We start from the raw sequence: 18,719 nt of genomic DNA on the forward strand, positions 1-18,719 counted from the left end.
ATAGATTATGACGACCGTCTTGATATTAAAGAAATTCTCAATAAAGCTCGTTATCATAGTACTGCTCCCGACACAAAGAACAAGGTGAAAACGGCTACAAATGTTCACTACTTCGTAGGACAAAAGTTTGGGATAAATGTCCTTCGCCTAGAAAAAAAAGAGAAATGATGGTAGGGGTTCTGAAAAAACGAAGTCGAGCATATCCTGTATGCTGTAAATAGAAAAGAACGCTCCAAAGGCGGCACTTAGACATAGAAAAGTCATCTCGCCACTCCTGTATAGCGTCCTAATAATGTAACAAAGATAACAACAACTCCGCAAACCACCAAATGATTTGCGGAGTTTTTTCGAGTAAGATACTATTTACAAAAGAGATACTTCATAACAAAGTAGAACTCCCCTAGGACGTTTGTTGCCAATGTTGTAACGAGATCTATGAGTACTGGGGTTTCTAGCACTGCACATCCAAAACCAATGAAAAAACCAAATCCAAAACAACGGCAAGATAGCCTACCACCAGAAAAAAATGCCCCAATCCCATATTTCTTGCGCTCTTTGCAATCTTGTTAATTTACTTTCAAACTTTTCTTTCTTTAGAGCATACTCTAGAAGCTGATATTTCGTTGCTAACGTACTCTCTTGTTCGGAATCGCTTATTTCCAGCTGTTTTGCATCAAATAAAGCAGAAGAGACTTATTGACTCATTGCTCAGCTCATTTATTACTCACTTTGTTTAAGAAACGACGTCCCGAATTGGGGTTAAAAGGTCTTACCGCTTTATCCTTTGTCTCCCTACAACGTCCGTGCCAAGTAATACTTCCTTGACACGGACGTTGCTGTTTTCCGTTCACTGACAAATCTAAAAGAACTATACAACTTAGCATGGAGACTTGCTCAAAAACAAACGACTTTTTTTGAGAAAGCTCCGATATTTACTCTTATGTTTTCGATATTTCTTATATTGGTTCCTACTTTTGCGTAGAAATATAGGTAGATTTTCGTAATGATTGCCTTCTTTACTATATAAGAAAGAAACTAGCGAAGAACAGAAATTAGAATTAAGAGTTTTCGCACAAAGCATTCTTCTAAATCGGTCTAAACAAGGCTCTACTTTACAATAAAACTTTCTGAATTTGGCATAACCTGGGTAATGATAAAACCAGTCATAAGTAAGTAGTAACTTCCAATAAAAGTCTTCTTCACTACCCAAACAACAATACTTTTTAGCTACGTCAGGAATCTTTGTAAAATCGTTTTTTCTATAAGCACACTTAAACCAAATTGCCCTAGCCTGTTGTGACATAATGTGCGCTAAAGCAACATCTATTTTCACACAACTTAGTTGAGCCCAAACAGCTCTAATCTCTTGAAGTGTATCCATATTGAGTTCATCTACAATAGGACCTAAAGTATCATCCTTACAATCTATAGCAAGCAGGCCGTTTCTATCATATTTCACTAATGATTCTGCTTTTTCCATTAGCATTATGGGCATAATCCGACGATCACCTCTACTTCCATTACAATAACATCCATTTTTTAACCCCTTACTTTTTTGCCCATTACAAGCCACCACTAAATTAGCTAGCCCTGTTATATGTGGTATTTTAGATTCATTTTCGATATCATCAATACTATTGAATCTCTTTTTTGCAAATTCATAAGCCATTACAACATAATCACGCAAAGCTGGTGCATGGTCTGTATAGTATTTATACTCTATCGCTTGCTCTTGTTCTGACTTTCTAGACAGAGATCTTGGTATTACATGTTCGAAGTTAACTTTACCTGCTTCTCGACTAAGCTTACGCATACAATAACAACAACGTGACTCTCCATATGACCTCTGTTCTTCAAAAAGTAGATTCTGCCACCCACTATTCCCATCTCGATAAAGACTCTTTTTAAAATCTTTATAAGAACTTACATAATTATTAGGGTCTGGTAAAGGTTTAGCGACATCTGCCTTGTAACAATCTTTTAAAAATCGAATATTAACAGCATGAGTTTCTTTGTGCTTACTATATTTATCAATATACATCATAAGACCTTGCTTTTTCTATTAGCTCTTTGATAAATTCATGCTCATGCCCTAACTTATCAGTTAATTCCCTAAGGGTTGTCTCTGCCTCTGTCTTCATCCCCAAAGAACAATACACTAGATAATCATCTCCCCCTTTTTTTATTTCTCGATTTCGAGAAGCTGTTCCCATAAAATCTCTCAAAGTGGAATTATAATCTAGACCATAAATAATGGGCAGTCTTTCTGCTACTTCCTGATTTTCTTCCAGAAATAATACTTGGTTTGCAAAAACATCAGGGCTATATCCTTCAGCGATCATTTTTTTGTTTGTCTCTAGATTTGCTACTACAGCAGCAGAATGAGACGTGAATATGAACTGCACATAAGGAAATACTTTAGTAAAACACTGCACAACCTCTTCCTCTAAAGAAGGGTGTAAATGTAAATCAATCTCATCTATTAGCACTACACCACTTGGTTCTTTTTTTTCATTAAGTATATAAGAACGGTAAGCTAAATCCAAAACTATAGAATAAAGACGACGATACCCTGCTGGCAAATCTTTAAATGGACTACTTTTCCCATTCTTAAACATAATCTTCAATTCCAGACTATCATTTGTTGTTGCAAAAACTAAAGAATCTATGTCATACTGTCTATCCTTCATATTGGGTAGCAGTTTTGAAAACTCTACCAATTTACTCTGTACGAAATTAATTTCTTCATAGAGTGGGATATACTGAATACTAATGGATTTCTCCTCATCCTTTGCAGATTGATAGTCATCATTACACAGCAGCTCTTCCTTAGTGTACTTTATCTCCAGGCTTTGCATAAGGCTTGATATTTTATTAAGCCTCTGATAAAGTGGAGCAATACCTAATAATTGTTTACATAAACGGGTTTCCCAAATTGAAATACATGCTGTTTCTAAATCCCATTGATAATAACCAAAATTTCGGGGGATTCTCTCTTTGTCAATAGTATTAAGAGCAAATTTGGTCAATTTTGTTGGTTTATGTGGGAAAGAATCTGAAAAACATGCTATCAAGGGTAAATCAGCAGATTTTTCTTTCCACTGAAACATAAATTGCTCAAACGCTTTCTTATACCTAGTAGAATAAAGAGCTGCATTAGCTGTAGAACGTTTATAAAGCTCCCACTCCAATTGTTGACCATTATAGCATGCAACTCCTTTTATTGAGGCGTCTGTAACGGTAGTTCTAGAACCAGAATCATAATAATAGTCGGAGTTAGAAAAGGAGTTAACATTCAAAGAAGGATTGCCAGCTGAGAGAATATCATCTCCTAATTTATTATTATTGGAAAAGATAAAACTTAAAGCTATCTTTATAGCATCTATTAGCGCAGTTTTACCTGCGCCATTTTGTCCTATAACGATTGTTGTTTGTGGCGTAAAAGAGACTCGACATTCTTTAAAGCCTCTGAAATTTCTGATTATCAACGATTCTAGTTTCATGTTCCTTATACATCAAAACAATATAAATATAATCATAGAGTATCTAGTGTAATATCCACTATTTGTACTCTTCAAATCTACTACTTTTTGTAATTTCGATTAAGTTATATAAGGGTCTCCCGACATTTGGAGTGATAACAGCTAGTTGTTGATTATCAACTACTAGCACCATCACTCTATATATTAAGCCCTTTATTTTCGGAGATTTATAATATGCTAATTAGTAGTGCAGGAGTTTCAAGAACCTCCATCTTCACTTCATTTAGTCTAAATCCATTATTAATGAGAAGGTTATGAAGAGAATTATGTCTCAGATTTTGAGTATCATTCATAGGTTATCACTCCAATTGTCGGATGAACCATATTTAGAAGCGTGCACCCACCTGCACATCAATCGTGTTGTAGTGACCAGCACGAAGAGAGAGATTGCGGTCTACAGTGTGGGTGTAGTTCACTTGGAAGTTGTAGTTCTTGCCCAGGGAGTAATTGGCAGTAAGCCCCCAGTTGGTGACTAGACCATCCCAACGAGTGGCATCATCGCGGTAGCAATCCCAACGACCATAAAACTTGAGGTTTTGGCATTGTGGCACAGGCACACCCAACATGGCATACCAACCATCACTTCTGGTGGCACCTCCTTTGGTGGTACCTCCCACACTGTGCGCATATTCAGCACGTGCACTCACGGCACCTTCGTAGGTGAAACCGAGGTCGTAGCGCACACGACGTAGGCTCTCGGTGGGATTTTTCTCATTGGTGTAATAACCATTCCATCCGAAAGCACCGATGCGCAATTCCTTGGTGGGCATCACCCACAAACCACCTATGAGGTCTTTGTGCTTGTCTATGTCCATGTGGTTGGTGCCTTGACCATTGTAGACGCCCACTTGATAGTGCAAGAGGCGATGTCCATCGGCTTGTGGCAAGAAATCACCTTGCATCTGGAAACCGATGTCGCGACCATTCGACACATGCTCACCAATACGATCGTTGATGCTCTGTAGTCTCTGGGTCATTTGTGAAAAGGATCCCATGCCCACATTCATGGGATGGATGGGATTTTCAAAACCGAAGCAGCGTTTGAACTGCCCCAAACGAGGTTGCCATTCGGCAAATCTAGTCCATTCTGCGTAAGCATCTAGCACTCTAGCCCCTCGATCAATGCCGGGTGCCCCACTGAGTTCTAGTTGCAAACGATAGCCCACATCATTCCACACCTTACCATGCGCAAGGGCACGAACGATGCGGACATTGAAACTACCATCAGTAGCTTTATCTTTGCGATCGGTGTGAGAATACTGTGTGATGATGCATCCTCCAAGATTGAGGGTGGGCTTGAACTCTGGTCGGTGCTTTTCTGAAGTTTGGGCAGAAGAAGCAAAAAAATCCTCAGCGGGAGTAGATAGATTCGTTAATTGAGAAGATGAAGACAAGTCTTCCTGGTGGTTATCTGTAGGAAGGAGGACATGCGCATTGGCTTTTGTGGCAAAACAACCACAAACGGCGCAGGCTAGTAGGAAAGCAGAATGTCTCATGGGCTTGAGCTATCTATTATGTTATTAGGGTTTCGCTTGCAAAGATACAAAAAGAATGGAAACTACCTAAAGTTTGCCTTTATTTTTATTCCCCTCCTGCACCATCGACGCAATGTCCCTTTGCCCCTCTTGCCTTCGGTAAAAGCCTATCGCGCAGGAGCTGCGATTAACACACAAAAATGTCACGTCTACTTGCAAAAATAACTATATAAGCGTTGGAGAGTTCATTTTTTCTTTTTATATTTGCAGCATAGAAGTGAGCGAAAAAGCTCCCTCCACTCAGTAAAATATATCTCAATCATATCCATTATGGAAGAAATTCTCGAAAAACCCTACGTGATTGGCCTTGATATGGGCGGCACGAACTCCGTATTCGGAATTGTGGATCAGCGCGGTACTATCATTGCGCAAACAGCTATTTCTACAAAAGACTATCCCGACATCAACGACTATGTGGCAGCAGCAGTAAAGGCTTTGCAACCTGCTTTGGACGTGGTGGGTGGTATAGACAACATCCGCGGCATGGGCATTGGTGCTCCGAGTGGTAACTTCTATAATGGCACGATTGAACGCGCAGCCAACTTGATTTGGCAAGGTGAAGTGCCCATCTGCGACCTTTTTGAAAAGGCATTGGGCATCCCCGTTCGCGTGACGAATGATGCTAATGCTGCTGCCTTGGGTGAAATGACCTATGGTGTGGCACGTGGTATGAAGAACTTCATCATGATTACCCTCGGCACTGGTGTGGGTTCTGGCATCGTGGTAGATGGTCGCGTGGTCTATGGTTCTGATGGTTTTGCGGGCGAACTCGGTCACGTAGTGATTGATCACACAGAAGCTGGTCGTACATGCGGTTGCGGTCGCAAGGGTTGTCTCGAAACTTACTGCTCTGCTACTGGTGTGGCGCGCACTGCTCGCGAATTTTTGGTAAAATCTGATGAACCCTCTCCCTTGCGTGACATCGATCCAGATAAGATTACTTCTTTCGACGTGTTCCAAGCAGCAGAAAAGGGTGACAAGATTGCACTCGACATCTTTGAATATACGGGTACTCTTCTCGGTCGCACCTGCGCTGACTTCGCCACCTTCAACACTCCCGAAGCATTTGTATTCTTCGGTGGTCTTGCCAAGGCTGGTGAGTATTTGATGGACCCCCTCCGTCGCGCTTACGACCAACATGTGCTGAAGATTTTCAAGGTGAAAGCTAAGTTGCTCGTTTCTACCCTCAAGGGTGCTGAAGCTGCCGTGCTTGGTGCCTCTGCCCTCGGTTGGGAATAAGCCTACTAGAATGTAAAATGTGGTATCATCGACACCGCTCGATGATACCACATTTGCGCTATATACCCTTTCGATATACCTTTTACAGAACGTCTATTCTATACCAACAGAACCATGATTAAAGATCTCAATCAGCAAATAGCGGAGTGGCATGAAAACAATGAGCCTGCCAAGATTATTAAATTTCTCGAATCACTTCCCAAAAGCTCCCTCACCAACGAACGTATGGGCTGGTTGGCAAGAGCCTACAACAACTTAGCCAGTAAAGAAGACAACCCCGAGCACTACGAAACTGCGATTCGCGTGCTCGAAAGCATTAGAGACGAAGAGACGGAAAAAGACGAACTCTGGAATCACCGTATGGGCTTCGCGCTCTATCACCTTGACCGCGAGGGGGAAGCTGCCGAATACTTTATTCGCACACTTGAGGGTGAGCCTTATGAGTCGCTTGCTGCCGACACAAAAGAAATGCTCGCCGACTGCTACAAGTTCCTTGCCTTTCCCAGATACACCCAAGGTTCGTTTGCAGCCCGCGTGAAAAAAGCGTGGGAAGCCTTTGAGGAGCATGAAGCAGAGCTGCGCCAGCTCGTGGACAACGGAGCCTCTGGCGATGAAATCCAACAGTTGGCTTTCTCTAGTTTGAAATTAGCCTTCCCGAATCTTGCGTTTGAGATAGGCGCAAAAAACTACCATATCATCCTTTCTGCCGATGGCACTTGGATGCTCTATCCTCTTTTCCGCTTCTTCCTGAGTCGTATGCCCGAATCAGTGCGCGAGCATTGGAAATTCTCCATCGGCAGGACTGCCACCCCCGATTTGTCTGTCAATTTTGGTGAAGGTGTGATTTCTGCAGAAGAAGTGCTAGTGTATTTCACCAAAGATGAAGGTGGCGAAAGCGTTAGTGTAAGTGTTTACCACCCACTGTTGCTAGAGGGCGACAGCCCCGCTTGGTGGCGTGCCGAAGTGTTGGTCGATAATGCTGTGGGCGAATTGGTCAACACGGAGTTTGTATCAGCGATTAACGTGTTGGAAGAAGCACCGAACGAAGAAGATTGCATCAAACTCTCAGAACTTCGTGATATGCTTGCCATGCTTTATTCCAAGGATCCCCGTTGGGAAAACATTGATGTCATCTTGCAAGGCACGATGAACTATCGTTTCAAAGAAAGAGAGGGTATTGAACCCAGCGACCTCCGCTTTGACATCCAAACCGGCACAACGACTATTCCGCGTCTCGTAAGCGAGTTTGCGAAAGACGAATCGGGGCTCATGGACCTCTTCCATCGTTTCGGTTGTGTAGGCGGCTTCTTCGCTTTCGACGTGCCTGGGCTTGACGAAATGGACGAATCTCAGCGAGAAGCTGCCGTCGATGCGGCATGCTCTGCCCTCGAAAACCACCTCCGCACGCACCAAGAAGGCAATTGTGTTGACTTCATCGGTCGTGCTGTAGGACGCTTCCACGTTTATGTGGACTTCCTCGCCTACGATATCCGAGAGGTGTGCAATGCCGCCTTCGAATTCTTTAAACAATACGACACTTCTTTTGCAGCTTTCCAAGTTTATCGCCGCGACGTGGATTTCTACAACATGAAGAAGAATGAGGATTGATGGTGACCCTAGGGCACTTACCTACCTTCTTACTAGTTGATATGCCCCGAGCATCCGTGAGATGTTCGGGGCTTTTGTTGCCACCCCCCTCCGCTTGTGGAGCTTTTCGGACAGCAGCATATATGGGAGGTTGCAGTGGGTTAGCAGGCTGTACAAGTGTTTCTTGAGAACGACAGAGAGCGGACGGCAGAGAGCGTTTAACTAGAAACAAAAAATGCCACCCTACTCTAGAGTAGGATGGCAAATGTTTTGTCTACTTCAGACGAAGTAACAAGGGGGCAATGATTAGCCGTTAACCTTCTTCATGTGAGCGATGAGGTCGAGCACCTTGTTAGAGTAGCCGATTTCGTTGTCGTACCAAGATACAACCTTCACGAAAGTATCAGTGAGAGCGATACCAGCCTTAGCGTCGAAGATAGAAGTACGAACGTCACCGAGGAAGTCAGAAGAAACAACTGCATCTTCAGTGTAGCCGAGAACGCCGTTGAGTTCACCTTCAGCAGCTTCCTTCATTGCAGCGCAGATTTCGTCGTACTTAGCAGGCTTAGCCAAGTTAACAGTGAGGTCAACTACAGATACGTCGAGAGTAGGAACACGCATAGACATACCAGTGAGCTTACCGTTGAGCTCGGGGATAACCTTACCTACAGCCTTAGCAGCACCAGTAGAAGAAGGAATGATGTTGCCAGCAGCAGCACGACCACCACGCCAGTCCTTGAGAGAAGGACCGTCTACAGTCTTTTGAGTAGCAGTAGTAGAGTGTACAGTAGTCATCAAGCCATCAACGATACCCCACTTGTCGTGAAGAACCTTAGCGATAGGAGCCAAGCAGTTGGTGGTGCAAGAAGCGTTAGAAACGAATTGAGTACCCTTCACGTAAGTGTCGAGGTTAACACCAGTTACGAACATAGGAGTGTCGTCCTTAGAAGGAGCAGACATAACTACGTACTTAGCACCAGCGTCGATGTGACCTTGAGCCTTGTCCTTAGAAAGGAAGAGACCAGTTGATTCAACCACGTATTCAGCTTCTACTTCGTTCCACTTGAGGTCAGCAGGGTTGCGTTCTGCAGTGACACGGATCTTTTGACCGTTAACGATGAGCACGTTTTCTTCAGTGCAGAAATCGATAGTGCCGCTGAATTGACCGTGCATAGTGTCGTACTTGAGCATGTAAGCCAAGTAGTCTACAGGGCAGAGGTCATTGATACCTACAATTTGGATGTCGCTGCGGTTTTCTACAGCGGCGCGGAATACGAAACGGCCGATACGACCGAAACCGTTGATACCTACTTTAATCATGATAGATGATGTTGTTATGAAATTGAGTTGTTAGGATCAGGTTTTGAACATCAAATAGATGTCTTGCTGAACGAAAAAGGAGAAAAATAGGGTTCAAAACACTTTTTTCCCACTTTCGTACCGCAAAAGTACGAAGAAAGTTTTACTTTTGCAGTGCATTACAGATAAAAAAATCAGACAAATGTCTAAATCCACATTTTTTCAAGACTTTAAGGCGTTTGCCATCAAAGGAAACGCAGTAGATTTGGCTGTCGGTGTCATCATTGGTGGTGCCTTCGGTAAAATCGTATCCTCTATTGTAGACGACCTCATCATGCCTCCCATCGGTTGGCTCATTGGTGGTGTAGACTTCAAGGACCTTTCTGTGAAACTTCCCGCAGCTATAGAAGGACAAACAGAGGTGACTATCAACTATGGTAACTTCATCCAAACTGTTCTCGACTTCATCATCGTGGCTTTCTGCGTGTTCTTACTCGTGCGAGGCATCCAGGCTTTGAAGAGAAAGGACAAGGAAGAAGAAGAGGCTGCTCCTGCACCTCCTGCTGGTCCTACGCAGGAAGAACTGCTCACGCAGATTCGTGACTTGCTCGAAAAGCAATCTAAAGCTTAATGCCCAAGTGGCGCGGACGAACGAACGTGCGCGCCACTTGTCACTTTTTTCCGCCGATGTAGAGGAAGCCTTTTCTTACCAGCACCGGCGTTGTGACTTCCAGTTCGCCACACGACGATGCTCCTTAGTAGGTGCCTCCTAGCAGGTGTCCCTCTCTAATGAAGCATTATCATCTCACAGAAGCATTCTAAACACTATAGAAGCGTTCTAAACTCTATATATGCAACAGAAAATCATTATCCTCGACTTCGGTTCGCAGACCACTCAGCTCATTGGTCGTCGCGTCCGTGAACTTGACACTTTCTGCGAAATCTTGCCTTACAACAAGTTTCCGCACGATGATCCCTCTGTGATTGGTGTCATCCTCTCAGGTTCGCCTTTCAGTGTCTACGATCCAGAAGCCTTCCAGGTGGATCTTTCCAAGATTCGCGGTCGTCTCCCCATCTTGGGCATCTGCTATGGTGCGCAATATATGTCACACACCTATGGTGGCAAGGTGGAACCAGCCAACACGCGCGAATATGGTCGTGCTAACCTCACCACGTTTGAGCACACCAATCCTCTCTTCCGTGATTTTCACGAAAACTCTCAAGTGTGGATGAGCCACGGCGACACCATCACTGCCATCCCCGAAGGTTTCCGTTGCATTGCCTCTACTCCACAAGTGAAGTATGCAGCTTATCAAGCGGACAACGAGCAGTTGTGGGGCGTACAATTCCACCCCGAGGTGTTCCACTCACTCCAAGGCAGCACTTTGCTCCGCAACTTTGTGGTCGACATCTGTGGTAGCCGCCAAGACTGGAGCCCTGCCTCTTTCGTTGAAACGACTGTGGCTGAACTCAAGGAGCAACTCGGCAACGACCGTGTGATCCTCGGTCTCTCCGGTGGTGTGGACTCTTCTGTAGCTGCGGTGTTGCTCAACAAGGCCATCGGCAGCAACCTCACTTGTATCTTTGTGGACCACGGTATGCTCCGCAAGAACGAGTTTAACGCGGTGATGGAAGACTATAAATGCCTTGGTCTTAACGTAATCGGTGTGGATGCTAGCGAAAAGTTCTTCACAGAACTGGCTGGTGTCGAAGAACCCGAAAGCAAGCGCAAAATCATCGGTGCTGGTTTCATCGACGTCTTCAATGCTGAAGCTATGAAGATTACTGATGCGAAGTGGCTGGCACAAGGCACCATCTACCCCGACCGCATCGAGTCGCTCAACATCACCGGCAAGGTAATCAAGAGCCATCACAACGTGGGCGGTCTTCCCGAAAAGATGCACCTCAAGATTTGCGAACCACTCCAATGGTTGTTCAAGGACGAAGTGCGCCGTGTGGGTCGTCAAATGGGTATGCCCGAACATCTCATCAACCGTCACCCCTTCCCTGGTCCGGGTCTTGCCGTGCGCATCTTGGGTGACATCACTCCCGAAAAGGTGCGCATCCTTCAAGATGCCGACGATATCTTCATCCGTGGTCTCCACGACTACAAGGTGAAGATGGATGTGGATACGGCTCGCCGTGTGCTTGCTGCTGGTGTGCCTAACGATGCTCCCGAACATGGAGAAATCGAGGTTTCACTCTACGACCAAGTATGGCAAGCTGGTGTGATGCTCCTCCCTGTGAAGAGTGTGGGCGTGATGGGTGACGAACGTACCTACGAACAAGCCGTGGCACTCCGCGCCGTAACCTCTACCGACGCAATGACTGCCGACTGGAGTCACCTCCCCTACGACTTCTTGGCAAAGGTGAGCAATGAGATTATCAACAATGTGCGTGGCGTAAACCGCGTTTGCTACGACATCTCCTCAAAACCACCTTCAACCATCGAGTGGGAATAATCCTCTCACGACTACCCTCTCCGCTGCTCCACAGCAGGGAGAACACAAAAAACACCTCATTATGGCATCGAATCATAATGAGGTGTTTTGTTTGGAGTGGGGCTTACCTGATAAGGCTTTCTACGTGAAAGAATCGTACAAGCACTCTTTTGAGCCAATGTGCCTATTCCCGAGCCTGTGTGAGTGAATTCACAGAAGGAGCGTGAGGGATGGGCGAGAGATAACAGATAGCCTACACGAGATGGCTTACACGCTTACTTGATGTAGCTGGTGAGCACCTTAATGTTGCCTGAAGGAGTCACGGTCATACTAGTGGCACATGCAGGCACAAGTACTGTTTCACCTTGGCGCATGGAGACGGTCTTGTATTGTTGGTCGATGTTGTCGCCTTCCACAGTCACCGTACCTTCACCTTCTGTGCAGATTACTATGGTGAAAGAATCTCGATCTGCCAATCCTTGGGTAAGAGGTTGTGTCAAATCCAAGAGAGAGGTCGTGAAGTATTGGCACTCTACCAAAGGAGTGTTCTCGTTCTCACGCGTCACATAGTCCGTTCTGTAGTCAGAATACGCCTTGAAGTCAATGGCATCTTTCGCCAATTCCGTGTGCAACTCTCTAGGCTTACCATCCAATCCCATACGGCCGTAGTCGTAGATGCGATAGGTGATGTCAGAAGTCTGTTGGATTTCAGCAATGAAACATCCGCCACAAATGGCATGAATGCGACCCGCAGGCAAGAAAAAGACATCGCCTTTCTTGACATTGTGACGAGCAATGACGTCAGTAATGGTGTTGTCTTCCACCATTCTCTCATACTCTTCGGGAGTAATCGTTTTGGACAATCCAGAAAGCAGGTAAGCATCTTTGTCGGCTTCGATGACATACCACATTTCGGTTTTACCCTTAGAACCATTGTGGCGTACACCAGCCAAGGCATCATCGGGATGCACTTGGATGCTCAAATCGGAAGCTGCATCAATAAACTTGATAAGCAAGGGGAACTGATTGCCTGTGTTGTCATAGACATGGCGTCCCACAATCTGTTCTTTATATTCTTCGAGGAGTTCTACGACGGTCTTTCCAGCCAGACTGCCTTCTGCCACTACGGACTCATTACCAGGCACTCCTGAGATTTCCCAGCTTTCGCCGACATGGTGCTGTTCGGTCTTGATACCTTTGTATGGTGCAATTTTCTCTCCACCCCAAACCAAGGACTTCAAGAGTGGATTAAACTTAATAGGATACAACATATTCATTAGTTATTTGATAGCTCATCTAGTTTAGAAAGGGCAAAAGCATAAGCCCCAAGTGAGATAGCAGCAGAAGCTCCAATCTTGGAACGCATGATACCAATACGCTTTTGTGGATCATAGACCACAGTTTCTTCCGAGCCATAGATTTTGATTTCACGAGCGTCACCTTTGGCAAAGGCTGCAAATTCGGCATCATCATCGAGGTTATACACCTTCATCAACACGCGATCGAGTTCATCCCCGGACATCGTATGAATCTTGCCACGCAAGGTCTTGAGGATGCTAGGCATGAGCAAATCGTGACTGCCCATGATGCCACCACCAATGACCACAAGACCGTCCATGAGGGTGACTGCCAAACGAATGCCTTCTGCTGCTACTTCACCCATTTTTGCAAAGGCTTTGATGGCAGCTTCTTGATTCCCTTCTTTCTCTCCGTGAGCAATGGCAGCAATGTCTTTGGGTTCCAAACCGTGGTTGGCATCTCCCGACAACTCTCCATAGACACGTTTCACCGCACGGATGGCTGCACCATCTTCGATGATGACTTCGCGATTATCGGGGTGTGGCAAGCAGAAAGTTTCTACGCATGAATTGTCTCCGATGTTGAGTTTGCCGCCAATCACACAACCAATGCCCAAACCCGTGCCGAAGGTATAGCCGATGAGGTTCTTGTATTGCTTCTTTCCGCCTTGTGCAGTAATCTTGGCATTGACCTCTGGCAACACACCTCCGAGTGCCTCGCCATAAGCATAGAGATCACCATCATTGTTGATGAAGACAGGGATACCAAACTTTTTTTGCAAGAAAGGACCGAGTGCCACACCGTCGCGGAAGGAGGGAAAGTTGGGAAGGAATCCTCCGATGATGCCGTTGGGATAATCAGCAGGGCCAGGGAAGGCGAAACTGATGGCAAGCGGTTTTTCAGAGAGAGTCTCAATCACACGGTTGAACCCTTCGACCATTGTATTTAGACATAGGTCCAAATCGTGGGCATTGGAAGGGAGTGTCACAGAGAAAGGAGTGGGTTTGCCACCTTTCATGGCTCCGAAAACCATGTTAGTACCGCCTGCATCCAATGTCAGCACAGTACGGCTATCTTCATATATATTCATGCTTTGCTATTTTGCGTTGTTCAAAGATTTGTTCGAGAAGGAGGGAAAAGTCTTGGGCTTGCGCATCACGGCTTCCGCTCTTGGTGAGGATGGGGAAACGTTCACCCTATCCTCCCAAAACTCAGAAGTAATGTTGCCAGTAGTGCCTGAGCTAAATCCCAAGAAAAGTCTTTATTGTCGGCTTTGGGGATGACTTATTCTGCCGCTTCATTGGCAGTTTCCCAGTTATACCACACTGCAGGTTGTGCCCCCATGTAGAAAGTGAGTTTGCCACCTTTGACGATGTCGCCATATTCTATATAAGGCTTGTTCCACTCTTGGCCATTGAGTGTGATTCTTTGGATATATTTGTTCTCTTTGCTGTTATTCACCGTGTTGATGTCAAACTTCGTCTTGCCGTCTTTGCTCACTACAATCGAAACTTTGTCAAAGAGGGGACTACCAAACCAATACTTTGTCGAAGCAGGTTCTACGTTGTAGAAGCCCATCGCAGTCAAGATGTACCAAGCCGACATTTGACCCACATCCTCATTGCCCGAGAGTCCATCAGGGGCTGCGTGATATTGACTTTCGAGAATCTCACGCACCTTGTCAGCCGTCTTCCAAGGTTGCCCAGACATGGTGTAGAGATAGATGATATGGTGGCTGGGTTCGTTGCCATGAACGTATTGCCCAATCAAGCCAGACATGTCGGGAGACGCGTCCTTGCCAAGTACTGAGGGAGCTTTAAAGAGAGAGTCGAGACGATGCGTCATCTTTTCTCTGCCTCCGAAAGCCTCGAGCAATCCTTTCAAATCGTGAGGAGCAAGCCACGTGTATTGCCAAGCATTGCCCTCGCAATAGTCATTGGCGCGGTGTTCAGCGGAGAAAGGATTGAAAGGAGTGCGCCAACCGCCATCAGCAGTGCGACCTCTCACAAACTGGGTCTCTTTGTCAAAGAAGTTTCTCCAACTGTGGCTGCGATTTCTGAAGAACTTTTCGTCTTCATGATGACCTAGCACGCGAGCCGCATTGGCTACAGCAGCATCGGCAATGGCATATTCCATGTCGTTGGCACAGGCTTCTTCGTACAAGTCACAAGGGATGTAACCATATTTCTTGCGAATATCTTGTCCGCGCTCGTCGAGCATCACCGAAGCCTTACAAGCCTTATAAGCTCTCTCTTTGTCGATGCCTTCTATTCCTTTGACGATGGCCTCAGCCACGGCAATCACCCCAGGATTACCTACCATACAGTCGGTTTCGTTGCCCATGAGATGCCATACGGGTAACTTCCCTTGTTCGTCGAAGATGTCCAACATCGTGTTGATCAAATCCGCACGCTTGGAGGGATGAATGATGTGATACAAGGGCATCGCAGCGCGGTAAGTGTCCCAAAGCGACATGGTCGTGTAGACGTTGCGCGACTTGTTGTAGACCTTTCCATCAGCACCTCTATAAGCTCCGTCGACATCTGAGAAGAGCGAAGGTGCTACCATCGTGTGGTAGAGGGCAGTGTAGAAGATTTTGCGAGAAGGTTCGTCGGAGGTCTCAATCTTGATTTTAGAAAGTTCCTTGTTCCAGCGTTCCCAAGCCTTCTTTTTCGTCTTTTCAAATTCCCATGCAGGTTGTTCCTTTTCCACAGCCATCTTCGCACCGTCCATGCTTACGGCAGAGATGCCGACTTTCATCAACACCTGCTCGCCTTGCTGCGTACGGAAAGAGAATCGGGCATATCTGGTCTGTCCATCTTTTTGGATAAACATTTTCTCGTTCCTTTCAAAAGGCTTAGAAAACACAGCATAGAAGAACATCTTTTGCGCTTTTGCCCATCCTTTGGAGTGACGCCAACCACGGATGCTATTGCCGTCTACCACCTCGATGTGAGTATCTTGTGCCTTGTCCCAGCAACCACCATTCTCAAGATCGAGCACGATGGCTGCCTCATCCGATTTTGGGAAGGTGTAGCGGTGGAGCCCCACTCGGTCAGTGGCGGTGAGTTCTGCCAAAATGCCGTAGCGGGTGAGGGGAACACTGTAATATCCCGGGATAGAAATTTCTTTGGAGCGATCGGCATACGACCAAAGCCCCGTTTCGGGTTGTCCCACTTTGCCTCTTTCATACACAGACTTACCAACCACAGGCATGACGGTGATGTCAAACAAATCGCCAATTCCCGTACCACTCAAGTGGGTGTGGGAAAATCCAATCACCGTGCTATCCGAAGCATGGTAGCCCGATGTCCAGTCCCATTCTTGCGGCACACTGGTTGGTCCCAACTGAACCATACCAAAGGGTACATTCGCCCCTACAAAGACGTGACCATGTCCTCCGGTGCCTATGCGGGTGTCTACGTGTTTGGCGTAAGTGTCCATCTTCGCATTGACACACGACAAAGCACTGCACGACAAAGCGGTAAATAGCGCTATCGTGCGGAAGCCTCTGAAAGCCTCTTTGAGACTGAATCCTCCGTTATTTTGCATAATCTCTGACAAATTCTTGGTGTGTGATACGGTGTTTCTTTATTTTCTGATCCTTGCGGATGACGTATTTCCCATTGATTTCCACACTGTCAAAGACAGGAGAGAAAAGCGTATATTGGGGTTCGCCAGGACAATCGGGATACATTCCGATCATGCTAAATACTGCCCATGCAGACATCACTCCTGTATCGTCGTTGCCAGGAATGCCATCGGGGCGAGTGGTGTAATACTTCTTCAAGAGGGCAGACACAGTTTTTTCCGTACGGTGTTCCTCACCCTTGAATCGGCTAAAGAGGAAAGGATAAGCGATGTCGGGTTCGTTGGCTGGATCATAAAGTCCTTCATCAAACACTTTTTGGAGTTTGGCTACAAAGGCTTTATCACCGCCCATAGCCTTCGCCAGACCTTCGATGTCGTGGGGCACGTAGAAGGTATAGTTCCACGCACTACCCTCGTGAAAACCGGGGGTATTGGAGAAGTCTGCCCCATCTTTGGGGTTGAAGGGAGCGAGGAACGTGCCATCGCTGTTCAAGGGGCGCAAAGTACCGGACTCTTTGCTGTAGTAATGGCGCCAACCTTTGGAGCGCTTTCTAAACTCCTTTGCATACTTTTGGTATTCTGCCTTCTGCGCGCTACTCTTTGCTTCTTGTGCTAGTTTGTCAGACAACAAAGCCAAAGCATTGTCGGCCACATAATATTCCAAAGCGTGAGACACGGAGTTATCTCCAGAGAAATCCTGCGCGAAATAACCTAGAGGAATGTAGCCTTTCGCGATGTAAGGATCCACGTCAGGGCGAATCTTATTGTCTTTGCCCGGTGTGTTGGCAGACTTGAGGCAGGCTTTATATGCCGCTTGGATGTCGAAGTCGGTCAGTCCTTTTAGATAGGTGTCTGCTATCACTGGAATAGCGGGGTCGCCTTCCATGGTGAAAGTTTCGCGACCATACAGTTCCCACTTAGGCATCCAGCCCCATTCTTTGTACATGTCCACCATGCTGCGCACCATGTCTATTTGTTTCTCGGGATATGCCAAGGTGAGTAACTGGTGCAGGTTGCGACTGGTGTCCCAAAGGGAGAACACCGTGTAACGATTGTGACCTTTTGCCACCTTACCAATGCCGGGGCGCACCACCTCGATGCCATTTTGTGCAGCATACTTTCCGCCTTGCATCAAGGGGTATTCACCATTGACATCATTGAGTACATTGGGATGCAAGAGCGCGTGATAGAGTGCCGTGTAGAAGATTTCCTTCTGTTCTTCGGTGCCGCCACTCACTTTCACTCTTTCGAGGGCTTCTTCCCACTGGCGATGGGACTCAGCACGCACTTGATCAAAGTTGCACCCTAGCTGTTCAGCATCTAGATTCTGGCGCGCGTTCTCACAACTCACGAACGATACGCCCATCTGCACGCAGATTTGTTCTCCATCCTCTGCGTCGTAGGTGAAACGATAACCGAGATCATCGCCTGCCATTTCGCGGGCATAATCGGTGTAAACCTTATATTTGCCTGCATGTTCGTCCCACGCTGCTTCGGCGGTCATGTTGGGTTGCTTCTTCCAAAAACCAGCTTCTTTAGGACTCTTGTTCACACGAATCACAAAATATTGTGGGAAGACCGCTTGAGAGTGATAGCAAAATCCACCACACAATCTCATGCCTTCAATTTCGGTGTCACTAACCTTTCGGATGAAACCACCCGATTCGTTCGTGAGACCTTGTCCGAGATTGACAATGACATGCGCCTTACCCTTGCGATAAGTGTAGCGTTCGATGGAAGAGCGCATTGTAGATGCCACCTCCGCCAAGATGTCATATTTTGAGAGTTTCAAGGCATAATAGCCTGGTTGCGCCGTCTCGCCCGTGTATTCGCTCCCATACAACAGATAGTCGGTTGAAAGCTCTCCAGAAGTTGGCATCGTGAGGATCGTTCCCAATTCTGGACATCCCACTCCACTCAGATTGACGTGAGAAAAACCAGTAAACCAGCAGTTGTCTGAAGTGTAGGGAGTAGACCACCATCGGCTGTCTTTGTCCCACTTGTTTTTCTCCGATCCAGTGACGTTGAAGGGAGAGACGCTCATCATGCCGTTCGGACAAACGGCACCAGGGTTGGTCGTCCCAAAATTGGACGACCCCACCCATGGATGCACATAATCCGTCAGCTGTCTCGCACTGGAAAAGAAGGGAATGAGTAGAGCGATTACGGCGACAAGAAATCTCATT

Annotated in this window: 12 protein-coding genes; 4 read left to right on the plus strand and 8 right to left on the minus strand. The window is 46.2% G+C overall.

Features of this window, described 5'->3' with window-relative positions; all coding sequences use genetic code 11:
• Nucleotides 1-877: 877 nt before the first annotated feature.
• The 3 genes from BQ2633_RS03630 to BQ2633_RS03640 form a co-directional block, all read right to left on the minus strand.
• A complete protein-coding gene (locus BQ2633_RS03630) occupies nucleotides 878-2,044 on the minus strand; it encodes a hypothetical protein (protein WP_075565172.1) in 1,167 nt (388 codons plus the stop codon).
• Nucleotides 2,031-3,503: an AAA family ATPase gene (locus BQ2633_RS03635; protein WP_075565174.1), complete on the minus strand. Its 1,473-nt coding sequence runs from the start codon at nucleotides 3,501-3,503 to the stop codon at nucleotides 2,031-2,033. The genes BQ2633_RS03630 and BQ2633_RS03635 overlap by 14 nt, the downstream gene beginning before the upstream one ends.
• A 365-nt stretch (nucleotides 3,504-3,868) precedes the next feature.
• Complete coding sequence (locus tag BQ2633_RS03640; protein WP_083233932.1) at nucleotides 3,869-5,038, minus strand: porin; 1,170 nt, start codon at nucleotides 5,036-5,038, stop codon at nucleotides 3,869-3,871.
• Nucleotides 5,039-5,347: 309 nt separating this feature from the next.
• Between BQ2633_RS03640 and BQ2633_RS03650 the strand changes: the two genes are divergently transcribed.
• Both BQ2633_RS03650 and BQ2633_RS03655 read left to right on the plus strand, forming a co-directional pair.
• Nucleotides 5,348-6,316 (plus strand): ROK family protein, encoded by a 969-nt coding sequence (locus BQ2633_RS03650; protein WP_141700126.1) that lies wholly within the window; start codon nucleotides 5,348-5,350, stop codon nucleotides 6,314-6,316.
• Between the two features lie 114 nt (nucleotides 6,317-6,430).
• Nucleotides 6,431-7,924 (plus strand): hypothetical protein, encoded by a 1,494-nt coding sequence (locus BQ2633_RS03655; RefSeq protein ID WP_075565176.1) that lies wholly within the window; start codon nucleotides 6,431-6,433, stop codon nucleotides 7,922-7,924.
• 285 nt (nucleotides 7,925-8,209) lie between these two features.
• Here the strand turns inward: BQ2633_RS03655 and gap are convergent, their stop codons facing one another.
• On the minus strand, nucleotides 8,210-9,223 hold the full coding sequence (gene gap, locus BQ2633_RS03660) for a type I glyceraldehyde-3-phosphate dehydrogenase (RefSeq protein WP_075565178.1): 1,014 nt from the start codon (nucleotides 9,221-9,223) through the stop codon (nucleotides 8,210-8,212).
• A 181-nt stretch (nucleotides 9,224-9,404) separates the two neighbouring features.
• Here gap and mscL point away from each other — a divergent pair, with 181 nt between their 5' ends.
• Complete coding sequence (gene mscL, locus BQ2633_RS03665) at nucleotides 9,405-9,833, plus strand: large-conductance mechanosensitive channel protein MscL (protein ID WP_075565179.1); 429 nt, start codon at nucleotides 9,405-9,407, stop codon at nucleotides 9,831-9,833.
• 220 nt (nucleotides 9,834-10,053) lie between these two features.
• Nucleotides 10,054-11,664 carry a glutamine-hydrolyzing GMP synthase gene (gene guaA / locus BQ2633_RS03670; RefSeq protein ID WP_075565181.1) on the plus strand — a complete coding sequence of 537 codons (1,611 nt, stop codon included), beginning with the start codon at nucleotides 10,054-10,056 and terminating at the stop codon, nucleotides 11,662-11,664.
• 254 nt (nucleotides 11,665-11,918) lie between these two features.
• Here the strand turns inward: guaA and BQ2633_RS03675 are convergent, their stop codons facing one another.
• From BQ2633_RS03675 to BQ2633_RS03695, 4 genes are all read right to left on the minus strand, one after another.
• Complete coding sequence (locus tag BQ2633_RS03675) at nucleotides 11,919-12,911, minus strand: type I phosphomannose isomerase catalytic subunit (RefSeq protein ID WP_176720131.1); 993 nt, start codon at nucleotides 12,909-12,911, stop codon at nucleotides 11,919-11,921.
• 8 nt (nucleotides 12,912-12,919) lie between these two features.
• Nucleotides 12,920-14,032, minus strand: coding sequence for an ROK family protein (locus BQ2633_RS03680; protein ID WP_428829833.1), 1,113 nt, complete (start codon nucleotides 14,030-14,032; stop codon nucleotides 12,920-12,922).
• Between the two features lie 194 nt (nucleotides 14,033-14,226).
• Nucleotides 14,227-16,494, minus strand: a complete 2,268-nt coding sequence (locus tag BQ2633_RS03690) for a GH92 family glycosyl hydrolase (protein WP_075565185.1) — start codon at nucleotides 16,492-16,494, stop codon at nucleotides 14,227-14,229.
• A complete protein-coding gene (locus BQ2633_RS03695) occupies nucleotides 16,484-18,718 on the minus strand; it encodes a GH92 family glycosyl hydrolase (protein WP_075565187.1) in 2,235 nt (744 codons plus the stop codon). Before BQ2633_RS03695 ends, BQ2633_RS03690 begins: the two co-directional genes overlap by 11 nt.
• Nucleotide 18,719 lies beyond the last annotated feature (1 nt).

Origin of the sequence: Ihuprevotella massiliensis, from assembly GCA_900095835.1 — a bacterium.
Classification (GTDB): Bacteria; Bacteroidota; Bacteroidia; order Bacteroidales; family Bacteroidaceae; genus Alloprevotella; species Alloprevotella massiliensis.

What these genes read in the sequence shown, in the direction of transcription:
- BQ2633_RS03630 (WP_075565172.1), bottom strand. Translation starts at nt 2,044, where the DNA reads ATGATGTATATTGATAAATATAGTAAGCACAAAGAAACTCATGCTGTT.
- BQ2633_RS03635 (WP_075565174.1), bottom strand. Translation starts at nt 3,503, where the DNA reads ATGAAACTAGAATCGTTGATAATCAGAAATTTCAGAGGCTTTAAAGAA.
- BQ2633_RS03640 (WP_083233932.1), bottom strand. Translation starts at nt 5,038, where the DNA reads ATGAGACATTCTGCTTTCCTACTAGCCTGCGCCGTTTGTGGTTGTTTT.
- BQ2633_RS03650 (WP_141700126.1), top strand. Translation starts at nt 5,348, where the DNA reads ATGGAAGAAATTCTCGAAAAACCCTACGTGATTGGCCTTGATATGGGC.
- BQ2633_RS03655 (WP_075565176.1), top strand. Translation starts at nt 6,431, where the DNA reads ATGATTAAAGATCTCAATCAGCAAATAGCGGAGTGGCATGAAAACAAT.
- gap (WP_075565178.1), bottom strand. Translation starts at nt 9,223, where the DNA reads ATGATTAAAGTAGGTATCAACGGTTTCGGTCGTATCGGCCGTTTCGTA.
- mscL (WP_075565179.1), top strand. Translation starts at nt 9,405, where the DNA reads ATGTCTAAATCCACATTTTTTCAAGACTTTAAGGCGTTTGCCATCAAA.
- guaA (WP_075565181.1), top strand. Translation starts at nt 10,054, where the DNA reads ATGCAACAGAAAATCATTATCCTCGACTTCGGTTCGCAGACCACTCAG.
- BQ2633_RS03680 (WP_428829833.1), bottom strand. Translation starts at nt 14,032, where the DNA reads ATGAATATATATGAAGATAGCCGTACTGTGCTGACATTGGATGCAGGC.
- BQ2633_RS03690 (WP_075565185.1), bottom strand. Translation starts at nt 16,494, where the DNA reads ATGCAAAATAACGGAGGATTCAGTCTCAAAGAGGCTTTCAGAGGCTTC.
- BQ2633_RS03695 (WP_075565187.1), bottom strand. Translation starts at nt 18,718, where the DNA reads ATGAGATTTCTTGTCGCCGTAATCGCTCTACTCATTCCCTTCTTTTCC.